The sequence below is a fragment of the Mycobacterium sp. IDUB_39 genome, assembly GCF_055419205.1.
On record NZ_JBVAXF010000005.1, the window covers coordinates 525,464 to 545,043 of the forward strand.

Annotated in this window: 20 protein-coding genes; 16 read left to right on the top strand and 4 right to left on the bottom strand. The window is 68.9% G+C overall.

Annotated elements, in window-relative coordinates; all coding sequences use genetic code 11:
- Nucleotides 1-7: 7 nt before the first annotated feature.
- Together ACZY0X_RS21230 and ACZY0X_RS21235 are read right to left on the bottom strand one after the other, a co-directional pair.
- Complete coding sequence (locus ACZY0X_RS21230; RefSeq protein ID WP_463773172.1) at nt 8-523, bottom strand: 2-oxo-4-hydroxy-4-carboxy-5-ureidoimidazoline decarboxylase; 516 nt, start codon at nt 521-523, stop codon at nt 8-10.
- Between the two features lie 92 nt (nt 524-615).
- A complete protein-coding gene (locus ACZY0X_RS21235; RefSeq protein ID WP_463773173.1) occupies nt 616-1,104 on the bottom strand; it encodes an inorganic diphosphatase in 489 nt (162 codons plus the stop codon).
- 132 nt (nt 1,105-1,236) lie between these two features.
- Between ACZY0X_RS21235 and dacB the strand changes: the two genes are divergently transcribed.
- Genes dacB through ACZY0X_RS21260 form a run of 5 tightly spaced genes read left to right on the top strand, consistent with a single transcriptional unit; the run spans nt 1,237 to nt 7,590 of the window.
- Complete coding sequence (gene dacB / locus ACZY0X_RS21240; protein ID WP_463773174.1) at nt 1,237-2,625, top strand: D-alanyl-D-alanine carboxypeptidase/D-alanyl-D-alanine endopeptidase; 1,389 nt, start codon at nt 1,237-1,239, stop codon at nt 2,623-2,625.
- Nucleotides 2,622-3,683 carry a zinc-dependent metalloprotease gene (locus ACZY0X_RS21245; RefSeq protein WP_463773175.1) on the top strand — a complete coding sequence of 354 codons (1,062 nt, stop codon included), beginning with the start codon at nt 2,622-2,624 and terminating at the stop codon, nt 3,681-3,683. Before dacB ends, ACZY0X_RS21245 begins: the two co-directional genes overlap by 4 nt.
- Nucleotides 3,662-4,639 (top strand): tRNA lysidine(34) synthetase TilS, encoded by a 978-nt coding sequence (tilS, locus tag ACZY0X_RS21250; RefSeq protein ID WP_463773177.1) that lies wholly within the window; start codon nt 3,662-3,664, stop codon nt 4,637-4,639. Before ACZY0X_RS21245 ends, tilS begins: the two co-directional genes overlap by 22 nt.
- Before the next feature lie 23 nt (nt 4,640-4,662).
- Nucleotides 4,663-5,286 carry a hypoxanthine phosphoribosyltransferase gene (gene hpt, locus ACZY0X_RS21255; RefSeq protein ID WP_463773393.1) on the top strand — a complete coding sequence of 208 codons (624 nt, stop codon included), beginning with the start codon at nt 4,663-4,665 and terminating at the stop codon, nt 5,284-5,286.
- A gap of 18 nt (nt 5,287-5,304) precedes the next feature.
- Complete coding sequence (locus ACZY0X_RS21260) at nt 5,305-7,590, top strand: molybdopterin-dependent oxidoreductase (RefSeq protein WP_463773178.1); 2,286 nt, start codon at nt 5,305-5,307, stop codon at nt 7,588-7,590.
- 19 nt (nt 7,591-7,609) lie between these two features.
- On the opposite strand, the gene ACZY0X_RS21265 is transcribed toward ACZY0X_RS21260, so the two are convergent.
- Together ACZY0X_RS21265 and ACZY0X_RS21270 are read right to left on the bottom strand one after the other, a co-directional pair.
- The gene (locus ACZY0X_RS21265; RefSeq protein ID WP_463773395.1) at nt 7,610-8,353 is read right to left on the bottom strand and encodes an SIMPL domain-containing protein; all 744 of its coding nucleotides are present in this window, start codon (nt 8,351-8,353) and stop codon (nt 7,610-7,612) included.
- A gap of 22 nt (nt 8,354-8,375) precedes the next feature.
- Nucleotides 8,376-9,344: an alpha/beta fold hydrolase gene (locus tag ACZY0X_RS21270; protein WP_463773179.1), complete on the bottom strand. Its 969-nt coding sequence runs from the start codon at nt 9,342-9,344 to the stop codon at nt 8,376-8,378.
- Between the two features lie 163 nt (nt 9,345-9,507).
- On the opposite strand from ACZY0X_RS21270, the gene ftsH reads away from it, so the two are divergent.
- The 11 genes from ftsH to ACZY0X_RS21325 all read left to right on the top strand — a co-directional run bounded on the left by ftsH (nt 9,508) and on the right by ACZY0X_RS21325 (nt 19,506).
- A complete protein-coding gene (ftsH, locus tag ACZY0X_RS21275; RefSeq protein WP_463773181.1) occupies nt 9,508-11,934 on the top strand; it encodes an ATP-dependent zinc metalloprotease FtsH in 2,427 nt (808 codons plus the stop codon).
- Between the two features lie 18 nt (nt 11,935-11,952).
- Nucleotides 11,953-12,564 (top strand): GTP cyclohydrolase I FolE, encoded by a 612-nt coding sequence (folE, locus tag ACZY0X_RS21280; protein WP_463773182.1) that lies wholly within the window; start codon nt 11,953-11,955, stop codon nt 12,562-12,564.
- A gap of 20 nt (nt 12,565-12,584) precedes the next feature.
- On the top strand, nt 12,585-13,412 hold the full coding sequence (folP, locus tag ACZY0X_RS21285) for a dihydropteroate synthase (protein ID WP_463773397.1): 828 nt from the start codon (nt 12,585-12,587) through the stop codon (nt 13,410-13,412).
- Nucleotides 13,405-13,788 carry a dihydroneopterin aldolase gene (gene folB / locus ACZY0X_RS21290; RefSeq protein ID WP_463773184.1) on the top strand — a complete coding sequence of 128 codons (384 nt, stop codon included), beginning with the start codon at nt 13,405-13,407 and terminating at the stop codon, nt 13,786-13,788. The genes folP and folB overlap by 8 nt, the downstream gene beginning before the upstream one ends.
- Nucleotides 13,785-14,300, top strand: a complete 516-nt coding sequence (gene folK, locus ACZY0X_RS21295; protein WP_463773185.1) for a 2-amino-4-hydroxy-6-hydroxymethyldihydropteridine diphosphokinase — start codon at nt 13,785-13,787, stop codon at nt 14,298-14,300. The genes folB and folK overlap by 4 nt, the downstream gene beginning before the upstream one ends.
- Complete coding sequence (locus tag ACZY0X_RS21300) at nt 14,300-14,776, top strand: DUF3180 domain-containing protein (protein ID WP_463773187.1); 477 nt, start codon at nt 14,300-14,302, stop codon at nt 14,774-14,776. The genes folK and ACZY0X_RS21300 overlap by 1 nt, the downstream gene beginning before the upstream one ends.
- 77 nt (nt 14,777-14,853) lie before the next feature.
- A complete protein-coding gene (locus ACZY0X_RS21305) occupies nt 14,854-16,341 on the top strand; it encodes a DUF6779 domain-containing protein (RefSeq protein ID WP_463773188.1) in 1,488 nt (495 codons plus the stop codon).
- Between the two features lie 80 nt (nt 16,342-16,421).
- A complete protein-coding gene (locus tag ACZY0X_RS21310; protein ID WP_463773189.1) occupies nt 16,422-17,351 on the top strand; it encodes a Rossmann-like and DUF2520 domain-containing protein in 930 nt (309 codons plus the stop codon).
- Nucleotides 17,348-18,292 (top strand): pantoate--beta-alanine ligase, encoded by a 945-nt coding sequence (gene panC / locus ACZY0X_RS21315; RefSeq protein ID WP_463773399.1) that lies wholly within the window; start codon nt 17,348-17,350, stop codon nt 18,290-18,292. Before ACZY0X_RS21310 ends, panC begins: the two co-directional genes overlap by 4 nt.
- Nucleotides 18,292-18,699 (top strand): aspartate 1-decarboxylase, encoded by a 408-nt coding sequence (gene panD, locus ACZY0X_RS21320; protein WP_463773191.1) that lies wholly within the window; start codon nt 18,292-18,294, stop codon nt 18,697-18,699. The genes panC and panD overlap by 1 nt, the downstream gene beginning before the upstream one ends.
- 3 nt (nt 18,700-18,702) lie before the next feature.
- Complete coding sequence (locus tag ACZY0X_RS21325) at nt 18,703-19,506, top strand: type III pantothenate kinase (RefSeq protein WP_241402823.1); 804 nt, start codon at nt 18,703-18,705, stop codon at nt 19,504-19,506.
- The last annotated feature ends 74 nt before the right edge of the window (nt 19,507-19,580 follow it).

The following is a 19,580-nucleotide window of genomic DNA, read 5'->3' on the forward strand; positions in this document are numbered from 1 at the left end:
CGGCGTCTCACCAATTGTGGTACCCGCCTTCGGGTCCCAGCATTCGCTCCAACCGACTCCGGTTGACCTTCGCGAGTTCGTTGCGGACCACCTTGCGTTCGGTCTCGGGGTCGTTGTGCATGCGGCCGATCACCGATTCGGTCACGTCCGTGGCGCTCAGCCCGTTGACGAACATCACGAATCCGAACCCGAACCGCTGCGCGTAGGCCCCAGCCGCCGATGACAGGGCCGCCATCACGGCGGTGTCGTCATCCCACACCGAGCACTGCTCGGCGCAACTGCGGGGGCTGCGGGGTCGACGACCGACGTCTGGGCACGCCTCCAGGATCTGATCGATCGCGGCCTCGGGCATCGCGAACAGCAGCGCATCGGCCTGCCGAAACAACGTGGCGTGGTCGGGGTAGGGCCGTCCACGCGCAAGGTCGCGCGACAGTCTCAGACAGTTGGCGCACTCGTACAACGCGTAGGCAGCCCTGCGCTCAGGCCACGCGTTGAACGCATCGAGGCCAACCCCCTGATACATGAACACGACTCCATGATCGAAGGCGCAGAGAACACCTGGGTTACCCCGTGTAACGACGGTGCTAAATCAGCCCCGGATCGGGGCCACGGATCTCAGTGTCCGCTGTTCTTGAACCGCTCGATGGAGGCCTTCACCTCGGCCTCGGCCTCTTCGCGTCCGACCCAGTCGGCGGCCTTGACGTACTTGCCCGGCTCGAGATCCTTGTAGTGCACGAAGAAGTGCTTGATCGCCTCGAGTTCGAACTCGTTGACGTCGCCGACGTCCTGGACGTGGTCCCAGCGCGGATCGCCTGCGGGGACGCACAACACCTTGTCGTCGCCGCCCTTCTCGTCGGTCATCCGGAACATCGCGACCGGACGGGCATCCAGCGCCGCCCCCGGGAACAGCGGCTCAGGCAGCAGCACCAGCGCGTCCAGCGGGTCCCCGTCCTCGCCGAGGGTGTCCTCGATGAAGCCGTAGTCGGCCGGGTAGCCGAAGGCCGTGTAGAGGTAGCGGTCCAGCTTCAGCTTGCCGGATTCGTGATCCACCTCGTACTTATTGCGTGAGCCCTTTTGGATCTCGACGACAACCTCGAACTCCACCGTCGCGGCTCCTTCGTCTCTAAAGTCTGTGGCTCGTCGGGTGACGGCGCGGGTCCACCATAGACGAGCGATACCCTGGCCAATACGGGTTGCTCGGCAGCCCGGGTCTCGCAATCGCATCCCAGGAGAGTCATGCGGCCCGCTAGGTGGCGTCGGTCCACCCACGTACTCGTGGGTGTCGCGGTGCTGCTGCTCGTCACCGCGGTGGTGGCGGTGGGCGCCATGCTCACCGCGGGCGGTCCCGCATCCGACGCGGCGCAGGCCGTCGATCGGCAGCCGGCACCGGCCGTCGCGGAGCCCGCCGTCTTCGGGCTCGCGCACACCGCCCCCGAGCCGAAGCCCACCCTGCTCGCGGCCAGGCTGGCCCCGGTTATCGCCGATCCGAATCTCGGACGGCTCACCGGCCGCGTCACCGACGCCGTCACCGGGACCGAACTGTGGACCCAGGGTGCGTCGATCCCGATGCAGCCGGCCTCGACCAACAAGACACTCACCGCAGCGGCCGCGCTGCTCGCGCTCGATCGCGACGCCACGCTGACGACCACGGTGCACACCGACGTCGACTCACCGGGCGTGGTGATCCTCAAGGGTGGTGGTGATCCGACGCTGTCGGCGGCAGGCCCCAAGACGCAGACCTGGTACCGCAACGCGGCCCGGATCGCCGACCTGGCCGATCAGGTGCGCGAGTCCGGTACCGCCGTCAGATCGGTGATGGTGGACCTGAGCGCCTACAGCGGCCCCACCATGGCACCCGGCTGGGATCCGTTGGACATCCAGAACGGCGATATCGCCCCGATCGAGTCGGTGATGCTCGACGGTGGTCGCACCCAGCCGGTCAGCGTCGAGTCGCGACGGTCGAACACGCCTGGCCTCGATGCCGGACGGGCATTGGCGGTGGCGCTGGGCGTCAACCCGGCGAAGGTCGGTGTCGTGCCCTCGACGGTGGGTGAGGGGGACGAGATCGCCTCGGTCTCCTCGCCACCGCTCATGGAACGGCTGCGCGACATGATGAACGCCTCGGACAACGTGATGGCCGAGAGCATTGGCCGCGAGGTCGCCGCGGCACTGGGCCGGCCGCAGAGTTTCGACGGAGCCGCCCACGCGGTGCTCGACGAGATCGGTGACGCCGGAATCGACACCGCCGGGGCGGTGCTGTTCGACTCCAGCGGGCTGTCGATCGACGACAGGTTGACTGCGCAGACGCTGGATGAGGTCGTCGTCGCCGCCACCGGCGACGGGGAACCCCGATTGCGTCCACTCGTCGATCTGCTACCCATCGCCGGTGGCAGCGGCACGCTGTCCAACCGGTTCCTGGACACCGCCCCGGGCCGTGACGCCGCGGGCTTCCTACGCGCCAAGACCGGTTCGCTGACGGGTACCAACGCATTGGCGGGCATCGTCACCGATGCGAGCGGCAGGGTGCTGACGTTCTCCCTGATCTCGAACGAGGCCGGTCCCACCGGACGTACTTCGATCGACGCGGTGGCCGCCGCGCTGCGGTCCTGCGGGTGCAGCGCATGAGTTCCGCTGCAGGCCCGACGGTCGGCCGAACCGTCGACTGGAATTTCGCCGCCACCGTCGGAGGCAAGCTGGTCAGGCCCGCGCCGGCGACCACCGACTACACGCGCAGGCAGGTCATCGAGGAACTGGCCGACTCCGCACGGCGTGCAGAGCTGCCGGTGCGTGAGGTCACCGGGCTCAACGAGGGCTCCGAGATCGCCGAGGCGCGCATCATCGACCGTCGTGAATGGGTGTGCGCCGCCACCGAATCCATGCGCGTCATGACCGGCGGTGACAATGACGAGGGCAAGTCGAGCGGCCTGCTGACGCGCCGCATCACAGGCGCCCAGACCGGCGCAGTCCTGGCATTCATCTCGTCGGGCATCCTCGGCCAGTACGACCCGTTCACGGCAAACGGCGGCGAGCTACTCCTGGTGTACCCCAACGTCATCGCCGTCGAGCGCCTGATGCGGGTGTCGCCAGCGGACTTCCGGCTCTGGGTGTGCCTGCACGAGGTCACCCACCGGGTGCAGTTCCGGGCCAATCCGTGGCTGGCCGGGTACATGTCGAGCACGCTCGGGGTGCTCACCGACGAGGAGGGCCAGGACCTCGGTGCGATGATCGGCCGGCTCAATGAGTTCGTGCGCGATCGCAGAAACTCGAACGGCGAACCCGCGCAACCGAATTCCGAGGGCATCGTCGGACTCATGCGGGCCGTGCAGTCCGAACCGCAACGCGAGGCGCTCGACAGGCTGCTGGTGTTGGGCACCCTTCTGGAGGGCCACGCCGACCACGTGATGGACGCTGTCGGCCCCGCCGTGGTGCCGTCGGTGGCCACCATCCGGCGCAGGTTCAACGAGCGCAGGCAACGCCGACAACCCCCACTGCAGCGCGTGATCCGTGCGCTTCTCGGTGTGGACGCCAAGATGAGTCAGTACACCCGGGGCAAGGCCTTCGTCGACGACGTGGTGGACAAGGTGGGTATGGCCAGGTTCAACACGGTGTGGACGTCACCCGAGACCCTGCCACTGCCAAGCGAAGTCGACGAGCCGCAGCGATGGATCGAACGGGTCCTGTAGCTGCGCTGCGTCGCGCGGTGGAGGACTTCATCCGTGCGAGCATGCCCGACGCGAACCCGCCCGCCGCGAACCGATGGTGCGTCGCGCTGTCCGGTGGCGCCGACTCGCTCGCCCTGACCGCCGTCGCGGCGCGCTTACGTCCCACCACAGCGCTGATCGTCGACCACGGACTGCAGGACGGCTCGGCCGGGGTCGCCGCCACTGCGCGTGAGCAGGCGCTCGCGTTGGGCTGTGTGGACGCCCGCGTGCTGCCGGTCAGCGTCGGCTCGGTTGGTGGTCCCGAGGCCGCCGCGCGCAGCGCCCGCTACGCCGCGCTGGATGCCGCGCGCGCGGAGTTGCCCGTGCTGCTCGGGCACACGCTCGACGATCAGGCCGAGACGGTGCTGCTTGGGCTGGGCCGCGGGTCGGGTCCGCGATCCATCGCGGGGATGCGCGCGTTTGACCCGCCGTGGGGCCGACCCCTGCTCGGGACGCGTCGGACCGTCACCGAGGCGGCCTGTGCGGAACTGGGGCTGTCACCGTGGCACGACCCGCACAACGCCGACCGGCGGTTCACCCGGGTGCGGCTGCGCACCGAGGTGCTGCCGCTGCTCGAGGACGTGCTCGGTGGAGGTGTCGCCGAATCGCTGGCCCGCACCGCCGCCGCCCTGCGCGAGGACACCGAGACCCTCGACGCCATCGCGCATGACGTGCTGGCCGGGTGCGCGCCAGGGGCCGGCCTGGCGATCACCGACCTGATCGGGCTGCCCGCGTCGGTCCGGCGCCGGGTGATCCGTGGCTGGCTGCTGACCGGCGGCGCGACGGGCCTGACCGACAAGCAGATTCGCGGTATCGACGTCCTGGTCACCGGGTGGCGGGGACAGGGTGGCGTCGCTGTCGGATCACCGCTGCACCGCGAGCGACTCGTCGCCGTGCGTCGCGACGGACGGCTCGAGCTGACCCGCGAACTCGTGTGAGCGGAAGCGCTTGCTCGGTCGTATTGGTCGCAGGCGTCCCGACGTGGCACGCTGGTGCCGTGCCAGCGCATCGTGCCGCCGACCTGTACCCCGGTGACATCAAGTCGGTGCTCCTCTCCGAGGAGCAGATTCAAGCGCGGACCGCTGAGCTGGGTGACCAGATCGCATCCGTGTACCGCGACGCCATCGGGGACGACGGTCAGGACTTGCTCCTCGTCACGGTGCTCAAGGGTGCCGTCATGTTCGTCACCGACCTGTCGCGGGCGATCCCGATCCCCACGCAGCTCGAGTTCATGGCGGTGAGTTCCTACGGCTCGGCCACATCGTCATCCGGTGTGGTGCGCATCCTCAAGGACCTCGATCGCGATATCAACGGCCGCGACGTGCTGATCGTCGAGGACATCGTCGACTCCGGGCTGACGCTGTCGTGGCTGCTGCGCAACCTCGCCACCCGCGGCCCCAGGTCACTGGCCGTGTGCACGCTGCTGCGCAAGCTCGATGCCGTGCGCGCCGACGTCGACATCACCTACGTCGGCTTCGACATCCCCAATGAGTTCGTCGTCGGTTACGGGCTCGACTACGCCGAGCGCTATCGCGATCTGCCCTACATCGGCACCCTCGACCCCAAGGTGTACTCAGACTCCTGACGAAGGGCAGCGTGCGATATGGCTCGAACGGAAACCGGAGTCGAATCCGGCGCGGACGTCCATACGGCACTGCGCATCTGTCCCTTCTGCGAGGCGACGTGCGGCCTGACCCTCACGATCGACACGGGCCGGGTGACATCGGCCCGCGGTGACCGCGACGACGTCTTCAGCGCCGGGTTCATCTGCCCCAAGGGTGCGAGCTTCGGAGAACTCGACGCCGACCCCGATCGTCTGACCGCACCCCTGATCCGCCGGGACGGCGTGCTCGTCGAGGTCAGCTGGGACGAGGCCTTCCAGGCGGCCGCGGACGGTCTCGGCGCCGTACTGCGCGAGCACGGCGGACAGTCGGTCGCGGTCTACATCGGCAATCCGAACGCGCACACCATCGCCGGCGCGCTCTATCTGCCGCTGATCATCAAGGGTCTCGGCACTCATCTGACCTTCTCCGCGAGCACGCTGGACCAGATGCCCAAACACGTCGCGCTCGGGCTGATGTTCGGCAATCCGCTCGCGTTCACCGTGCCCGACCTCGACCGAACCGATCACCTCGTCGTCATCGGCGCCAATCCGCTGGTGTCCAACGGGAGCCTGGCCACCGCCGCGGACTTCGGCGGGAAGCTCAAGGCGATGCGCCGCCGCGGCGGGCGCCTCGTCGTCATCGACCCGGCCCGCACCCGAACCGCGGAGCTGGCCGACCACCACATCGCACCGCGGCCCGGAACCGACGCCGCGCTTCTGTTCGCCATCGTGCACACGCTCTTCGACGAGGGCCTGGTGTCCGACGACCTGGGTGGACTTGAGCGTCACGTCGAAGGCCTCGAGGACGTCGCCGTCCTGTCGGCGGGGTTCGCGCCCGAGACGGTCGCCGCGCACTGCGGTGTGCCCGCCGAGGAGATCCGCACCGTGGCACGTGAACTGGCCGCCGCCCCGAGCGCTGCGGTGTACGGCCGGATCGGCACCTCGACCGTGGAGTTCGGCACCGTCGGCAGCTGGCTCATCGACGTCATCAACATCCTGACCGGGAATCTCGACCGGGTCGGTGGTGCGATGTTCCCGCAGTCGCCCGTCGGGCCCGCGCCGCGACCGCCCAAGCCGGGCAGGGGTTTTCGCACCGGTCGGTGGCACAGCCGGGTCTCCGGACATCCCGAGGTGCTCTCCGAACTGCCCGCCGCCGCGTTGGCGGAGGAACTCGAGACACCCGGTGACGGGCAGCCCACGGCGATCATCACCGTCGCGGGCAACCCCGCGCTGTCGGCGCCCGACGGTGACCGCCTGAGCCATGCGCTCGACGCAGTCGGCTTCATGCTCAGCGTCGACCCCTACCTCAACGAGACCACCCGGCACGCCGACGTCATCCTGCCGCCACCGCCGCCGTCGCGTAGCGCCCACTTCGACGTCGCATTGAGCAACACGCCGGTGCGCAACAACGCCCGCTACTCGCCGCCTGCCATCGAGCTCGCGCCGGATCAACCCGACGAGCCGGAGATCCTGGCGCGCCTCGCGCTTGTCCTGTACGGGATGGGCCCGTTCGCCGATCCGGCGCTCGTCGACGAGCAGGTCATCGCGATGACACTGGCCAAGGAGACCGCCGACCCCGACTCACCCGTGGCGGGCCGCGACCCCGAGGAGCTGACCGCCATGCTGGCGTCGGGGCGAGGGTACGAGCGCAGGCTCGACATGATGCTGCGCCTCGGCCCGTACGGCGACTGGTTCGGCGCGAACCCAGAGGGGCTCACGCTGCAGCGGCTCAAGGACGCCCCACACGGAATCGACCTCGGCGCGTTGCGGCCCCGGCTGACCGAGGTGCTGCGCACCCCGTCGGGCAAGGTGGAACTCGCGCCCGCGGCGCTGGTTGCCGACGTGGCGCGGCTGGCGGCCTCACTGGACCGCGGCGTGGACGATTTCGTGCTGATCGGCCGTCGCCATCTGCGGTCCAACAACAGCTGGATGCACAACGTGCCCGCGCTGGCCGGCGGCACCAACCGCTGCACGCTGCGCATGCACCCGGCCGACGCGGCCGAACTCGGCGTCACCGACTGGGCCCGCATCAAGGGTCCCGGTGGTGAACTCGAGGCCCCCGTCGAGATCACCGACACCATCCGCCGCGGCGTCGTCTCCCTGCCGCACGGGTGGGGCCACGGCCAGAGCGGAACCAGACAGGCCGTCGCCGCGGGGCAGGCCGGGGTGAATGTCAATCAGCTCAACGACGGCACGTCGCTGGATCCGTTGTCGGGAACGTCTGTGCTGAGCGGGATTCCGGTGCAGATTTCACCGGCGGGCAGGAGCGAAGCGACCGGGGGATAGGTCCCGGCGTAGGCCCGGCCTAGCGCAGCTCCCAGACCACCGTCACCGAGAACCCGACGGTCTGCTCGCCGGGCTGCAGCGGCGCATCGGCCTGCATCGCCTCGAAGCGTGGCATCGGCGTCGGCGGCGGTGTGCTGCCCGAATCGACCTCGGAGATCGAGATGACGTCGCCCAGGCCCAGACCCGACAGCTGCGAGTACTGCTGGGCACGATCCTTGGCGTCGTTGAACGCGCGGGCGCGGGCGTCCTTCACCAGCTGGGAGTTGTCCTCGATGGAGAAGCTGACGGAATTGATCCGAGTGGCGTTGCCGCCGGTGGTTTGAATCGCCGTGATTGTCGGCGACGCGGCATCGATACTGCGGATCTTCACCGCGATCGAATTGCTCGCCCGGTAACCGGTGATGACGGAGTTGTCCCCGTACTGCGGCGACAGGCTGACGTCAGTGGTGCTGATGTCCTTGCGGTCGATGCCCTGACCCGCGACGGCGTCGATCACCGCGGTCATGCGCTCGTTCGTCTGGTTCATCGCGGCGGTGGCATCCGGTGCGGTCGACTCGATCGCGGCGTTGACCGTGACGGTGTCGGGTGCGCCCTGGACCTTGCCCTCACCCACCACGGTGACCTGCCGGGGAACGGGTCCGTCGGGTCCGGAGACCGGCGATGCGGGGGAGGCGTCACACGCCGAGAGGCCGGCCACCATCAGCCCCGCCGCGGCGAGAACGAGGATCCGGGAGGGCTTCTTCATCCACGCGCACAACGGCATACGGACTGGCATACCCCGCACCCTACAGATCTGATCCGTGTGCGCCGATGAACTCGAGCAAGGCCGCGTTGACCTCGTCGGGGCGCTCCTGCTGCAGCCAGTGCCCGGCGCCGGGGATCATCACCTCGCGGTAGTCACCGGTGACGACCTCGCGCGCCCGGGCGGGCCGGTTGACCGTCAGCGCCGGATCGGCCGAACCGCCGACAAACAGCGCGGGCACGGTGATGGTGGTCGCCGGCATCACCGCCGTCAGCTCCCAGTTGCGATCGAGGTTGCGATACCAGTTCAGCGGGCCGGTGAATCCCGTGCGGGTGAACTCCGCGACGTAGTGGTCGAACTCGCGGCGGCCGATCCACGGTGGCAACCCGCCGGGTTCGGCAATCCGGTCGATGAACCCCAGCGGTCCCGGTGCGTGCATACGAGTCGCGGCGGACGGGTCGTCCGGATCGGTGCCGCTCATGATCCGCCGCAGGGTCGTCGCCGGATCGCGGTCCATCTCGGCGTCGGCCACACCGGGTTGCTGAAAATGAAGCATGTAGAAGAAGTGCTCGCCGAACGTCCGTCGCAGCGCCTCGGTCGGTGGGCGCTTGGGCCGCGGCACCGGTGGCATGCTCAGCCCGGCGACGGCCGTCACCCGGTCGGGGTAGAGCAGCGGGAAGTGCCAGGTGAGGATGGCGCCCCAATCGTGGCCGACAACGACCGCCTGTTCGGCGCCGACGTCATCCAGCAGCCCGGCGAGATCGCCGGTCAGGGCGATGATGTCGTAGTCGGTGACGGCCTCGGGTCGCGACGAGCCCCCGTAGCCACGCTGATCGGGTGCCAGCACGTGGAATCCGGCATCGGCCAGTGCCTGCACCTGATGGCGCCAGGCGTAGGCGAGGTCGGGGAAGCCGTGTACGAGGAGGACCACCGGCGCGCCGCGCTCACCGGCCTCGGTGACCCGCAGCCGCACCCCGTTGACCTCGACGTAGCGTTCGATGGGGGCGACCACGGGCTCAGCCAAGCACAGCGGCCGAGCGCGGCGGTGGGTGGATCGGGTTGGTGGGAACCCGGCGGCGACCGTGCGACGTTGGGCAAGCGGTAGCCTTGAACAACCCAAACTGTGAGTACCGGAAGGACCAGGCCGACGTAGCGCCAGTCGGCCAAAAACAACGATGAACCGAAAGAACGTCATCCGCACCCTCAGCGCGATAGCGGTCGTGTTGCTGCTGGGGTGGTCCTTCTTCTACTTCAGCGACGACACTCGTGGGTACAAGCCCGTCGACACCTCGGTGGCGATCGCGCAGGTCAATGCCGACAACGTCGACAGCGCCCAGATCGATGACCGCGAGCAGCAGGTGCGTCTCGACCTGAAGAACGGCAACGGCGACACCGAGAACAGCAACAAGATCATCTCCAAGTACCCCACGGGGTACGGGGTGCAGCTGTTCGAGGCACTGAACGCCAAGAACGCCAAGGTCAACACCGTCGTCAACCAGGGCAGTGTGCTGGGCTCGCTGTTGATCTACCTGTTGCCGCTGCTCCTGCTGGTCGGCCTGTTCGTGATGTTCTCCCGCATGCAGTCGGGTGGACGGATGGGCTTCGGCTTCGGCAAGTCCAAGGCCAAGCAGCTGAGCAAGGACATGCCCAAGACCACGTTCGCCGACGTCGCGGGCGTCGACGAGGCGGTCGAGGAGCTCTACGAGATCAAGGACTTCCTGCAGAACCCGACCCGGTATCAGGCGCTCGGCGCCAAGATCCCCAAGGGTGTGCTGCTCTACGGTCCGCCCGGTACCGGCAAGACGCTGCTGGCGCGCGCCGTCGCGGGTGAGGCCGAGGTCCCGTTCTACACGATCTCCGGATCGGACTTCGTCGAGATGTTCGTCGGCGTGGGTGCCTCCCGCGTTCGCGACATGTTCGACCAGGCCAAGCAGAACAGCCCGTGCATCATCTTCGTCGACGAGATCGACGCCGTCGGTCGTCAGCGTGGCGCAGGTATGGGCGGAGGCCACGACGAACGCGAGCAGACGCTCAACCAGCTGCTGGTCGAGATGGACGGGTTCGGCGACCGTCAGGGCGTCATCCTGATCGCCGCCACGAACCGACCCGACATCCTCGATCCCGCGCTGCTGCGGCCGGGCCGCTTCGACCGTCAGATCCCGGTGTCCAACCCCGATATCGCGGGCAGGCGCGCGGTGCTGCGCGTGCACTCGGCGGGCAAGCCGATATCCCCTGACGCCGATCTCGACGGGTTGGCCAAGCGCACCGTCGGCATGTCCGGCGCCGATCTGGCCAACGTCATCAACGAGGCCGCCCTGCTGACCGCCCGTGAGAACGGCACCGTCATCACCGGCGCCGCACTGGAGGAGGCCGTCGACCGTGTCGTCGGCGGGCCGCGCCGCAAGGGCCGCATCATCAGCGAGCATGAGAAGAAGATCACCGCCTACCACGAGGGTGGTCACACCCTGGCGGCATGGGCGATGCCCGATATCGAGCCGATCTACAAGGTCACGATCCTGGCCCGCGGTCGCACGGGCGGCCACGCGGTCGCCGTTCCGGAGGACGACAAGGGTCTGATGACCCGGTCAGAGATGATCGCCCGGCTCGTGTTCGCGATGGGTGGTCGTGCCGCCGAGGAACTGGTGTTCCGGGAGCCGACGACGGGCGCGGTGTCCGATATCGAGCAGGCCACCAAGATCGCGCGCGCCATGGTCACCGAGTACGGCATGAGTGCCAAGCTGGGTGCGGTCCGCTACGGCACCGAGCACGGTGACCCGTTCCTGGGTCGCACGATGGGCACGCAAGCCGACTACAGCCACGAGGTCGCGCAGATCATCGACGACGAGGTCCGCAAGCTCATCGAGGCCGCCCACACCGAGGCGTGGGAGATCCTGTCGGAGTACCGCGACGTGCTCGACATCCTCGCCGGTGAGCTTCTCGAGAAGGAGACGCTGCACCGCGTCGAACTCGAGGCGATCTTCGGTGATGTCCAGAAGCGGCCCCGGCTCACGATGTTCGACGACTTCGGGGGCCGCGTGCCGTCGGACAAGCCGCCCATCAAGACTCCCGGTGAACTCGCCATCGAACGCGGCGAGGAGTGGCCGAAGCCCGCTCCGGAGCCGGCGTTCAAGGCGGCCATCGCGGCCGCCTCGCGCGCCGCCGAGGCGGCCGGAGGGCCATACGGCCCCGGCGGCCCGAATGGCTCCGGCGGCAACGGGACCGGTGTCAACGGGCAGGGCGCCCACGGCGGATGGCCCAACGGTGCCCCCGCCAACGGCGCGCCCGACAGTGCCGGGCAGACCCAGCCCGACTACGGCGCCCCCGCCGGTTGGCACGCACCGGGCTGGCCACCTCGGCCAGGCCAGCAAGGTCACCCGGGCCAGCAGGGGCAGTGGTATCCGCCACCGCCACCGCCGCCGTCGGGGTGGGCGCCGCAGCCAGGCGGCCAACCGCCGTATCCGCAGTATCAGCCGTACCCGCAGCCCGGGCCACACGTCCCGCAGGGGCGCTCACACGATCCGAACCGGACGCCGAGCCCCCCGCAAGACGAACAGGGAGACGGCCGGTCCGGCGACCAGCCCAACCCACCCCCACCGGGCTGATACGAACGGAGTGACCAGATGACGCGGTCGGAGATCGACCCGGTGCGGCACACTGCGCCCCCGGCGTTCGACCAGGCCCGTGCCGAGGCGGCAGTCCGTGAGTTGCTCATCGCGGTCGGTGAGGATCCCGACAGGCACGGACTGATCGACACCCCGGCGCGGGTGGCGCGCGCGTACCAGGAGATGTTCGCGGGCCTCTACATCGATCCCGACCACGTGCTGGACACCACGTTCGACGAGCAGCACGACGAACTCGTCCTGGTCAAGGAAATCCCGATGTACTCCACGTGTGAGCATCATCTGGTGGCGTTCCACGGGGTCGCGCACGTCGGCTACATCCCGGGCGTTGACGGGCGCGTGACGGGCCTGTCCAAGATCGCGCGGCTCGTAGACCTCTACGCGAAGCGTCCGCAGGTGCAGGAGCGGCTGACCGCTCAGGTCGCGGACGGGTTGATGCGCAGGCTCAATCCACGTGGTGCCATCGTCGTGATCGAGGCCGAGCATCTGTGCATGGCGATGCGTGGTGTTCGCAAGCCCGGCGCCATCACCACGACATCGGCAGTGCGCGGTCAGTTCAAGGTCGACAACGCATCACGGGCCGAGGCGCTGGACCTGATTCTGCGACGGTGACCCTGACACGCGCTCTGGTGATGGGAGTCGTCAACGTCACCGATGACTCCTTCTCCGACGGCGGACTTTTTCTCGACAGGCAGCGGGCCGTCGAGCACGGTTTGGCACTGGCTGCCGAGGGTGCGCAGATCATCGACGTCGGCGGCGAGTCGACCCGACCCGGCGCGGTGCGGATCGAGGCATCCGTGGAGACCGCCCGTGTGCTTCCCGTCGTCAAAGAGCTTGCCGAGCAGGGGATCACGGTCAGCATCGACACCATGCACGCCGACGTGGCGCGGGCCGCGTTGGAGAGCGGCGCCAGCATCGTCAACGACGTTTCCGGTGGGCGCGCCGACCCGGCCATGGCCCCACTGCTCGCCGACGCCGGAGTGCCGTGGGTGCTGATGCACTGGCGTTCGCTGGACGCCGGTGAGCCACACCAGGTGCCCGACTATCGCGACGTGGTCACCGATGTGCGCACCGAACTCCTGGCCGCCGTTGACGCCGCCGTGGCAGCCGGTGTTGACCCCGCCAACCTGATCATCGATCCGGGTCTGGGCTTTGCGAAGTCCGCCGCCCACAACTGGGCGCTGCTGCGGGCGCTGCCCGATCTGGTCGCCACCGGAATCCCGGTCCTGGTGGGGGCGTCACGCAAGCGGTTCCTCGGAACGCTGCTCGCCGAGTCCACGGGCCAGGCACGACCACCGGACGGCCGGGAGACGGCCACCGCGGTGATCTCCGCGCTGGCCGCGCTGCACGGCGCCTGGGGTGTTCGAGTGCACGATGTGCGTGCGTCGGTGGACGCACTGAAGGTCCTCGGTGCCTGGCAGGGGCGAAGCGATGTGGAGGGTGTCGGCGACCATGGCTGATCGAATTGAGCTGCGCGGCTTAACCGTTCGAGGAAACCACGGTGTGTTCGAGCACGAGCGGGTCGAGGGCCAGGACTTCGTCGTGGATCTGACGGTGTGGGTCGACCTCGCCGTCGCGGCCGCCAGCGATGACCTGGCCGACACCCTCGACTACGGATCGTTGGCGCAGCGCGCGGCGGACATCATTGCCGGACCGCCGCGAAACCTGATCGAGACGGTCGCCGCCGAGATCGCCGAGGACGTCATGGTCGATGCACGAGTGCACGCCGTTGAGGTGGTGGTGCACAAGCCGCACGCACCGATCCCGTTGTCGTTCAGCGATGTTGCCGTTGTGGCTCGCAGGTCCAGGCGCTCCGGCAGGGGTGGCCCCGAGTGACTCGAGTCGTGCTGTCCATCGGATCGAACCTCGGCGATCGCCTGGCCCGGCTGCAATCGGTGGTGGACGGTCTGGGTGCCGCGGTGCGGGCCGTGTCCCCGGTCTATGAGACCCCAGCGTGGGGTGGTGTCGAACAGGGCCCCTTCCTCAACGCCGTGGTGATCGCCGACGATCCGGCGTTGGACGCTCGGGCGTGGCTGCAGCGTGGCCAGGAACTCGAGCGCGCAGCCGACCGTGTCCGCGAGGTGCATTGGGGCCCGCGCACACTCGACGTCGACATCATCACGTGCCATGACGGCTCGGCCGAGGTGACGTCTGACGACGAGGAACTAACCCTGCCGCATCCGTTGGCACATCAGCGGGCCTTCGTGCTGGCCCCCTGGCTGGCAGTGGATCCGTCGGCCACTTTGACGGTGGCCTGTGAGACGACACCCGTCGCACGTCTGCTCGAGGCCATCGACGCCGACGAGCGGGCGGGCGTGCGCCAAGTCGATCTGGCGTTGGCTCTCTGATGGGACCGACCCGCAAGCGTGACCTGACGGTGGCGACCCTGATCGCGGCCGTCGCCGGCTACATCCTGGTGATCGGCCTGTACCGGTGGTTCCCGCCGCTGACGGTGTGGACCGGGTTATCGCTTCTCCTGGTCGGGGCCGCCGAGGCCGGGTGGGGGTTCTACATCCGGTCGAAGATCGGCGCCGGTGAGATCGGGCCAGGACGCGGGCGGGTGCACCCGTTGGCCGTGGCGCGTGCGGTCACCATCGCGAAGGCGTCGGCGTGGATGGGGGCGGTGGTACTCGGCTGGTGGATCGGCGTGATCGTCTATCTGCTCCCGCGTCGACACGTGATCAGGGTGGCGGGCGAGGACACCGCGGGTGCCGTAGTCGCGGCGTTGAGCGCACTGGCTCTGGTGATCGGGGCGCTCTGGCTCCAGCATTGCTGCAAGTCTCCGCAGGACCACTCCGAGGACCCGGATGGCGTTCCGGAGTAGCCGATCTCCAAGGTCGGAGCGCCGAATCGCCGAACTGGTCGACACGCGATGTGAGCTGTGACCGGTACAGTCGGCCCATGACCGATCCGACTCGTGGGACGCGCTCGCGGCGCGCCACCCGGAGGCCGGGTTGGGCGCTTATGACGACGTTGCTGGTGCTCGCCATTCTGGCCAGTTCTGCGCTGGTGTTCACCAATCGCGTTGAGCTGCTGAAGCTTGCCGTGATTGTCGCACTGTGGGCCGCAGTGGTCGCGGCGTTCGTGTCCTTCATCTACCGCAGGCAGGCCGACGTCGACTCCGCCAGGGCCCGTGACCTCAAACTCGTCTACGACTTGCAGCTCGATCGCGAGATCTCGGCGCGCCGCGAGTACGAACTGTCCGTCGAGTCCGCAGTGCGACGTGAGCTGGCCTCCGAGATGCGGTCGCAGGCCGCCGACGAGGTGGCCAGCCTGCGCGCCGAACTCGCGGCACTGCGTGCGAACCTCGAGATCCTCTTCGACACCGATCTGGCGCACCGCCCCGCGCTGGAGACCGAGCGTGTCGCGCCGGGCCGCGTCATAAGCAGCCGTATCGACACCGAGGATGCTGACGCGGCCGACCCCAATACCGAGGAGAGCCCGATCATCGACGTCCCCGTCGAGCCACCGCCGTCGGAACCCGATTGGGCCGTGCAGCCGGCCGCTGGTGCGCATCGGCGGCCGTCCGAGGTCGACCCGGCATCGCGCTGGCAAGCCCCGGCGGCCCAGCCGACGCCGCCACCGGTAACACCGCCACCGGTGACACCGTCACGGCCGCCGGCAACCCCGCCACCGCCGCCACCGCCGCCGGTAGCGCCGCCGACGTGGAAACCCGAGCCGGCGCCCGCCCCTGCGGCGTCCGAGGCCGCGCGTCCGTGGTTGCCCTCCCAGCCTCCGGTGTCCGCACCACCGACGACCCCGCCTGCCACGGTGCTGCCGCCACCGCCACCGCCCGTGCAGCAGCCCGCGGCGCGTTCGCCGTGGCAGGAACCCGAGCGTCCCGGTCGACACACCACGGATCCCGAACCCGCCGCCACCTCGACCGGGTGGCGGCCCGTACCGGCCGAGGGCGAGTTCATCCCCGCAGGCACCCCGGGCAGCAACTGGGTCGCCCCGACGGTGGACAACGGGGCCGAGCTCCCATCAACTCCCGCCGCACCCCTCGTGCCTCCGACCGTGACACCGCCTCCCGCCATGACACCTCCCGCCATGACACCGCCTCCGACCGGGCCCGGGGCCGGCGGCAGACACTGGACGCCTCAGGACCCGGCGGCCTCGGAGCCGGCGCGTCGGGCACGGCACTCATCTCCCGGGCAGGATCCGGGCCGGCCGTCGCCGCCCACCCTCGCGACCGCTGCGCCGCCGGCGCCCCGCGAGCCCGAGGAGCCGCGCCCGTCGCGGCACCGCGGCCCGGAAGAACCCCAGGAACGCGAGGAACCCAGCGAACCGGAAGGGCAGCACAGCGGTGGCCTGCCTGCATCGGAGTTGCTGGCACGGCTGCAGGGAAGCGCGACGGGAGGCGGCAGGCGCCGTCGTCGCGAGGAGTGAGCTAGTCTCTTGGCGTCCGTCCGGTACCCGTGGAGCGGGACTGGAACGAGTTAACTCATGACGTCAGCGAGGTCGTCGCAGTGGGGACCCCCAACGCATTCCGCCCTGCCCGTCTCGCGGTGGGCATCATCTCCGCAGGTCGGGTGGGTACGGCTCTCGGGGTAGCGCTCGAACGGGCCGAACACGTCGTGGCGGCCTGCAGCGCCATATCGAGTGCCTCGCTGCGGCGCGCCGAGCAGCGACTGCCCGATTCCCCAGTGTTACCCGTGGACGAGGTTGCGCGCCGCGCTGAATTGTTGCTGCTGGCGGTGCCCGACGCCGAACTGTCGGGCCTGGTGTCGGGCCTGGCGGCCACCGGCTCGGTCCGACCGGGCACCATCGTCGTCCACACCTCGGGAGCCAACGGCGTCACGCTGCTGAACCCCCTCACCGAACAGGGCTGCATCCCGCTGGCGATCCACCCGGCGATGACCTTCACCGGAGCCGACGAGGACATCGCCCGGCTATCGGAGTCCTGCTTCGGTATCACCGCGGCCGACGAGGTCGGCTACGCCATCGCGCAGTCCCTGGTCCTCGAGATCGGCGGTGAGCCGTTCCGGGTGCGGGAGAACGCCCGAACGCTGTACCACGCAGCTCTTGCACACGCGGGCAATCACGTCAGCACCGTGGTGCTTGACGCCGTCGAGGCACTGCGCGTCGCGCTGCGGGGACAGGAACTGCTGGGCCAGGAACTCGTCGGTGACGGCCCGGGCGGGCTCGCCGAGCGGGTCATCGCCCCATTGGCTCGGGCATCGCTCGACAACGCCTTGCGCCGCGGCCAGAGTGCTCTGACGGGCCCCGTGGCCCGCGGTGACGCATCGGCTGTGCGCGCACACCTGCTGGCCTTCGCCGAAGCCGATCCCGAACTCGGGCAGGCATACCGGGCGAACTCGCTGCGTACCGCGCAGCGGGCGCACGCCTCCGAAGACGTATTCGCCGTATTGACCACCGATCCCGGGGAGAAGCCCTGAGTACTCGCAAACCGCCCAAGTTCAACCCGGGCGAACTCAACGTCTACTCGCGACCGAGCGAGATGGCCGATGTCTCGCGTGCCCTGCGCGCGACCGGTCGCCGCGTCATGCTGGTGCCCACGATGGGCGCGCTGCACGACGGGCACCTCTCCTTGGTGCGCGCCGCCAAGCGGGTGCCGGGCTCCGTCGTCGTGGTGTCGATCTTCGTGAACCCCTTGCAGTTCGGCGCCGGTGAGGACCTCGATGCCTATCCGCGTCCGCTGGACGCGGACCTCGCGCTGTTGCGGGCGGAGGGCGTCGAGATCGCCTTCACACCGACGGCCGCCGACATGTATCCGGCGGGCCAGCGCACCACGGTCCTGCCGGGCCCGCTGGGTGCCGAACTCGAAGGCGATTCGCGGCCAACGCATTTCGCGGGCATGCTGACCGTCGTTCTCAAGCTGCTGCAGATCGCGCGACCGGACCGGGCGTTCTTCGGCGAGAAGGACTACCAGCAGTTGGTGCTGGTCCGGCAGATGGCCGACGACTTCAATCTCGACGTGCGGATCGTCGCGGTACCCATCGTGCGGGAACCCGACGGACTCGCGATGTCCTCGCGCAACGCCTATCTCGACGACGTGCAACGCGAACACGCGGGTGCGTTGTCCGCTGCGCTGCTGGCAGGTATGTACGCCGCGTCGCGCGGTGTGGACGCCGCATTGGATGCGGCCCGGGCCGTCCTCGACGAGGTGCCGGCCATTGACGTCGAGTACATCGAGATCCGCGACACCTGGCTGGGGCCACCACCCGCCGAGGGGGTTGCCCGCCTGCTGGTGGCGGGCAGGCTCGGGCGAACGCGGCTGCTGGACAATATCGCGATCGACATCGGCGCATCCGCCGGCATCGACGGGCACTCCCGGGTCGAGTCGGATAGGAACCACGAATTGCCCTGGAGGAATTGATGTTCCGCACAATGCTGAAGTCAAAGATTCACCGGGCGACGGTGACGCAGGCGGACCTGCACTACGTCGGATCGGTGACCATCGACGAGGATCTGATGGACGCGGCCGACCTGCTCGAGGGCGAGCAGGTGACCATAGTCGACATCGACAATGGCAACCGCTTGGTGACCTATGCCATCACCGGTGAACGCGGCAGCGGCGTCATCGGGATCAACGGTGCGGCGGCCCACCTGATTCACCCTGGCGATCTGGTGATCCTGATCGCCTATGCCACGCTGGCGGATGCCGAGGCCCGGTCGTATGAGCCCCGGATCGTCTTCGTCGACGGACAGAACCGCCAGATCGACCTCGGTGTCGATCCCGCCCACGTGCCGGCCAACGCCGCCGGCCTGATGTCCCCGCGGTAGACCGTGCTACTCGCTATCGACGTCCGCAACACCCACACCGTCGTCGGGCTGATATCGGGCTCGGGTGACCACGCGAAGGTGGTGCACAACTGGCGAATTCGCACCGAGTCGGAGGTCACCGCCGATGAGCTGGCGCTCACCATCGACGGCCTGATCGGCGACGACGCCGAACGCCTCACCGGCGCCACCGGGCTGTCCACGGTGCCGTCGGTGCTGCACGAGATCAGGGTGATGCTCGAGCAGTACTGGCCCTCTGTTCCGCACGTGCTCATCGAACCTGGTGTGCGAACCGGTATTCCGCTGCTCGTCGACAACCCGAAGGATATTGGGGCCGACCGCATCGTCAACTGTCTTGCCGCCTATCACCGGTTCCGCGGTGCCGCGATCGTCGTCGACTTCGGCTCGTCGATATGCGTTGACGTCGTGTCGGCCAAGGGGGAGTTCCTGGGCGGTGCCATAGCCCCCGGCGTGCAGGTGTCCTCGGATGCGGCCGCGGCGCGCTCGGCCGCGCTGCGCCGAGTCGAGCTGACTCGGCCGCGTTCGGTCGTCGGCAAGAACACCGTGGAGTCGATGCAGTCCGGTGCGGTGTTCGGCTTCGCCGGTCTGGTCGACGGGTTGGTGAACCGGATCCGCGACGATATCGACGGATTCGGCGGCGACGACGTCGCGGTCGTGGCGACCGGACACACCGCGCCGCTGGTGCTGCCCGATCTGCGCACCGTTGAGCACTACGACAAGCACCTGACACTGGACGGGCTGCGCATGGTGTTCGAGCGCAATAGAGACAACCAACGGGCCAAGCGCTAACCGCGCCTGGGCGTGAGGAGCGTGGCCTCAGCGGTCGCGTCGGTGGGCCCGGGCGCGACTTCATTTAAGCTGGC

Coding starts and splice junctions, on each gene's coding strand:
- ACZY0X_RS21230 (WP_463773172.1), bottom strand. CDS start 523: ATGTATCAGGGGGTTGGCCTCGATGCGTTCAACGCGTGGCCTGAGCGC.
- dacB (WP_463773174.1), top strand. CDS start 1,237: ATGCGGCCCGCTAGGTGGCGTCGGTCCACCCACGTACTCGTGGGTGTC.
- ACZY0X_RS21245 (WP_463773175.1), top strand. CDS start 2,622: ATGAGTTCCGCTGCAGGCCCGACGGTCGGCCGAACCGTCGACTGGAAT.
- tilS (WP_463773177.1), top strand. CDS start 3,662: ATGGATCGAACGGGTCCTGTAGCTGCGCTGCGTCGCGCGGTGGAGGAC.
- ACZY0X_RS21260 (WP_463773178.1), top strand. CDS start 5,305: ATGGCTCGAACGGAAACCGGAGTCGAATCCGGCGCGGACGTCCATACG.
- ACZY0X_RS21265 (WP_463773395.1), bottom strand. CDS start 8,353: ATGCCGTTGTGCGCGTGGATGAAGAAGCCCTCCCGGATCCTCGTTCTC.
- ftsH (WP_463773181.1), top strand. CDS start 9,508: ATGAACCGAAAGAACGTCATCCGCACCCTCAGCGCGATAGCGGTCGTG.
- folE (WP_463773182.1), top strand. CDS start 11,953: ATGACGCGGTCGGAGATCGACCCGGTGCGGCACACTGCGCCCCCGGCG.
- folP (WP_463773397.1), top strand. CDS start 12,585: ATGGGAGTCGTCAACGTCACCGATGACTCCTTCTCCGACGGCGGACTT.
- folB (WP_463773184.1), top strand. CDS start 13,405: ATGGCTGATCGAATTGAGCTGCGCGGCTTAACCGTTCGAGGAAACCAC.
- ACZY0X_RS21300 (WP_463773187.1), top strand. CDS start 14,300: ATGGGACCGACCCGCAAGCGTGACCTGACGGTGGCGACCCTGATCGCG.
- ACZY0X_RS21305 (WP_463773188.1), top strand. CDS start 14,854: ATGACCGATCCGACTCGTGGGACGCGCTCGCGGCGCGCCACCCGGAGG.
- panD (WP_463773191.1), top strand. CDS start 18,292: ATGTTCCGCACAATGCTGAAGTCAAAGATTCACCGGGCGACGGTGACG.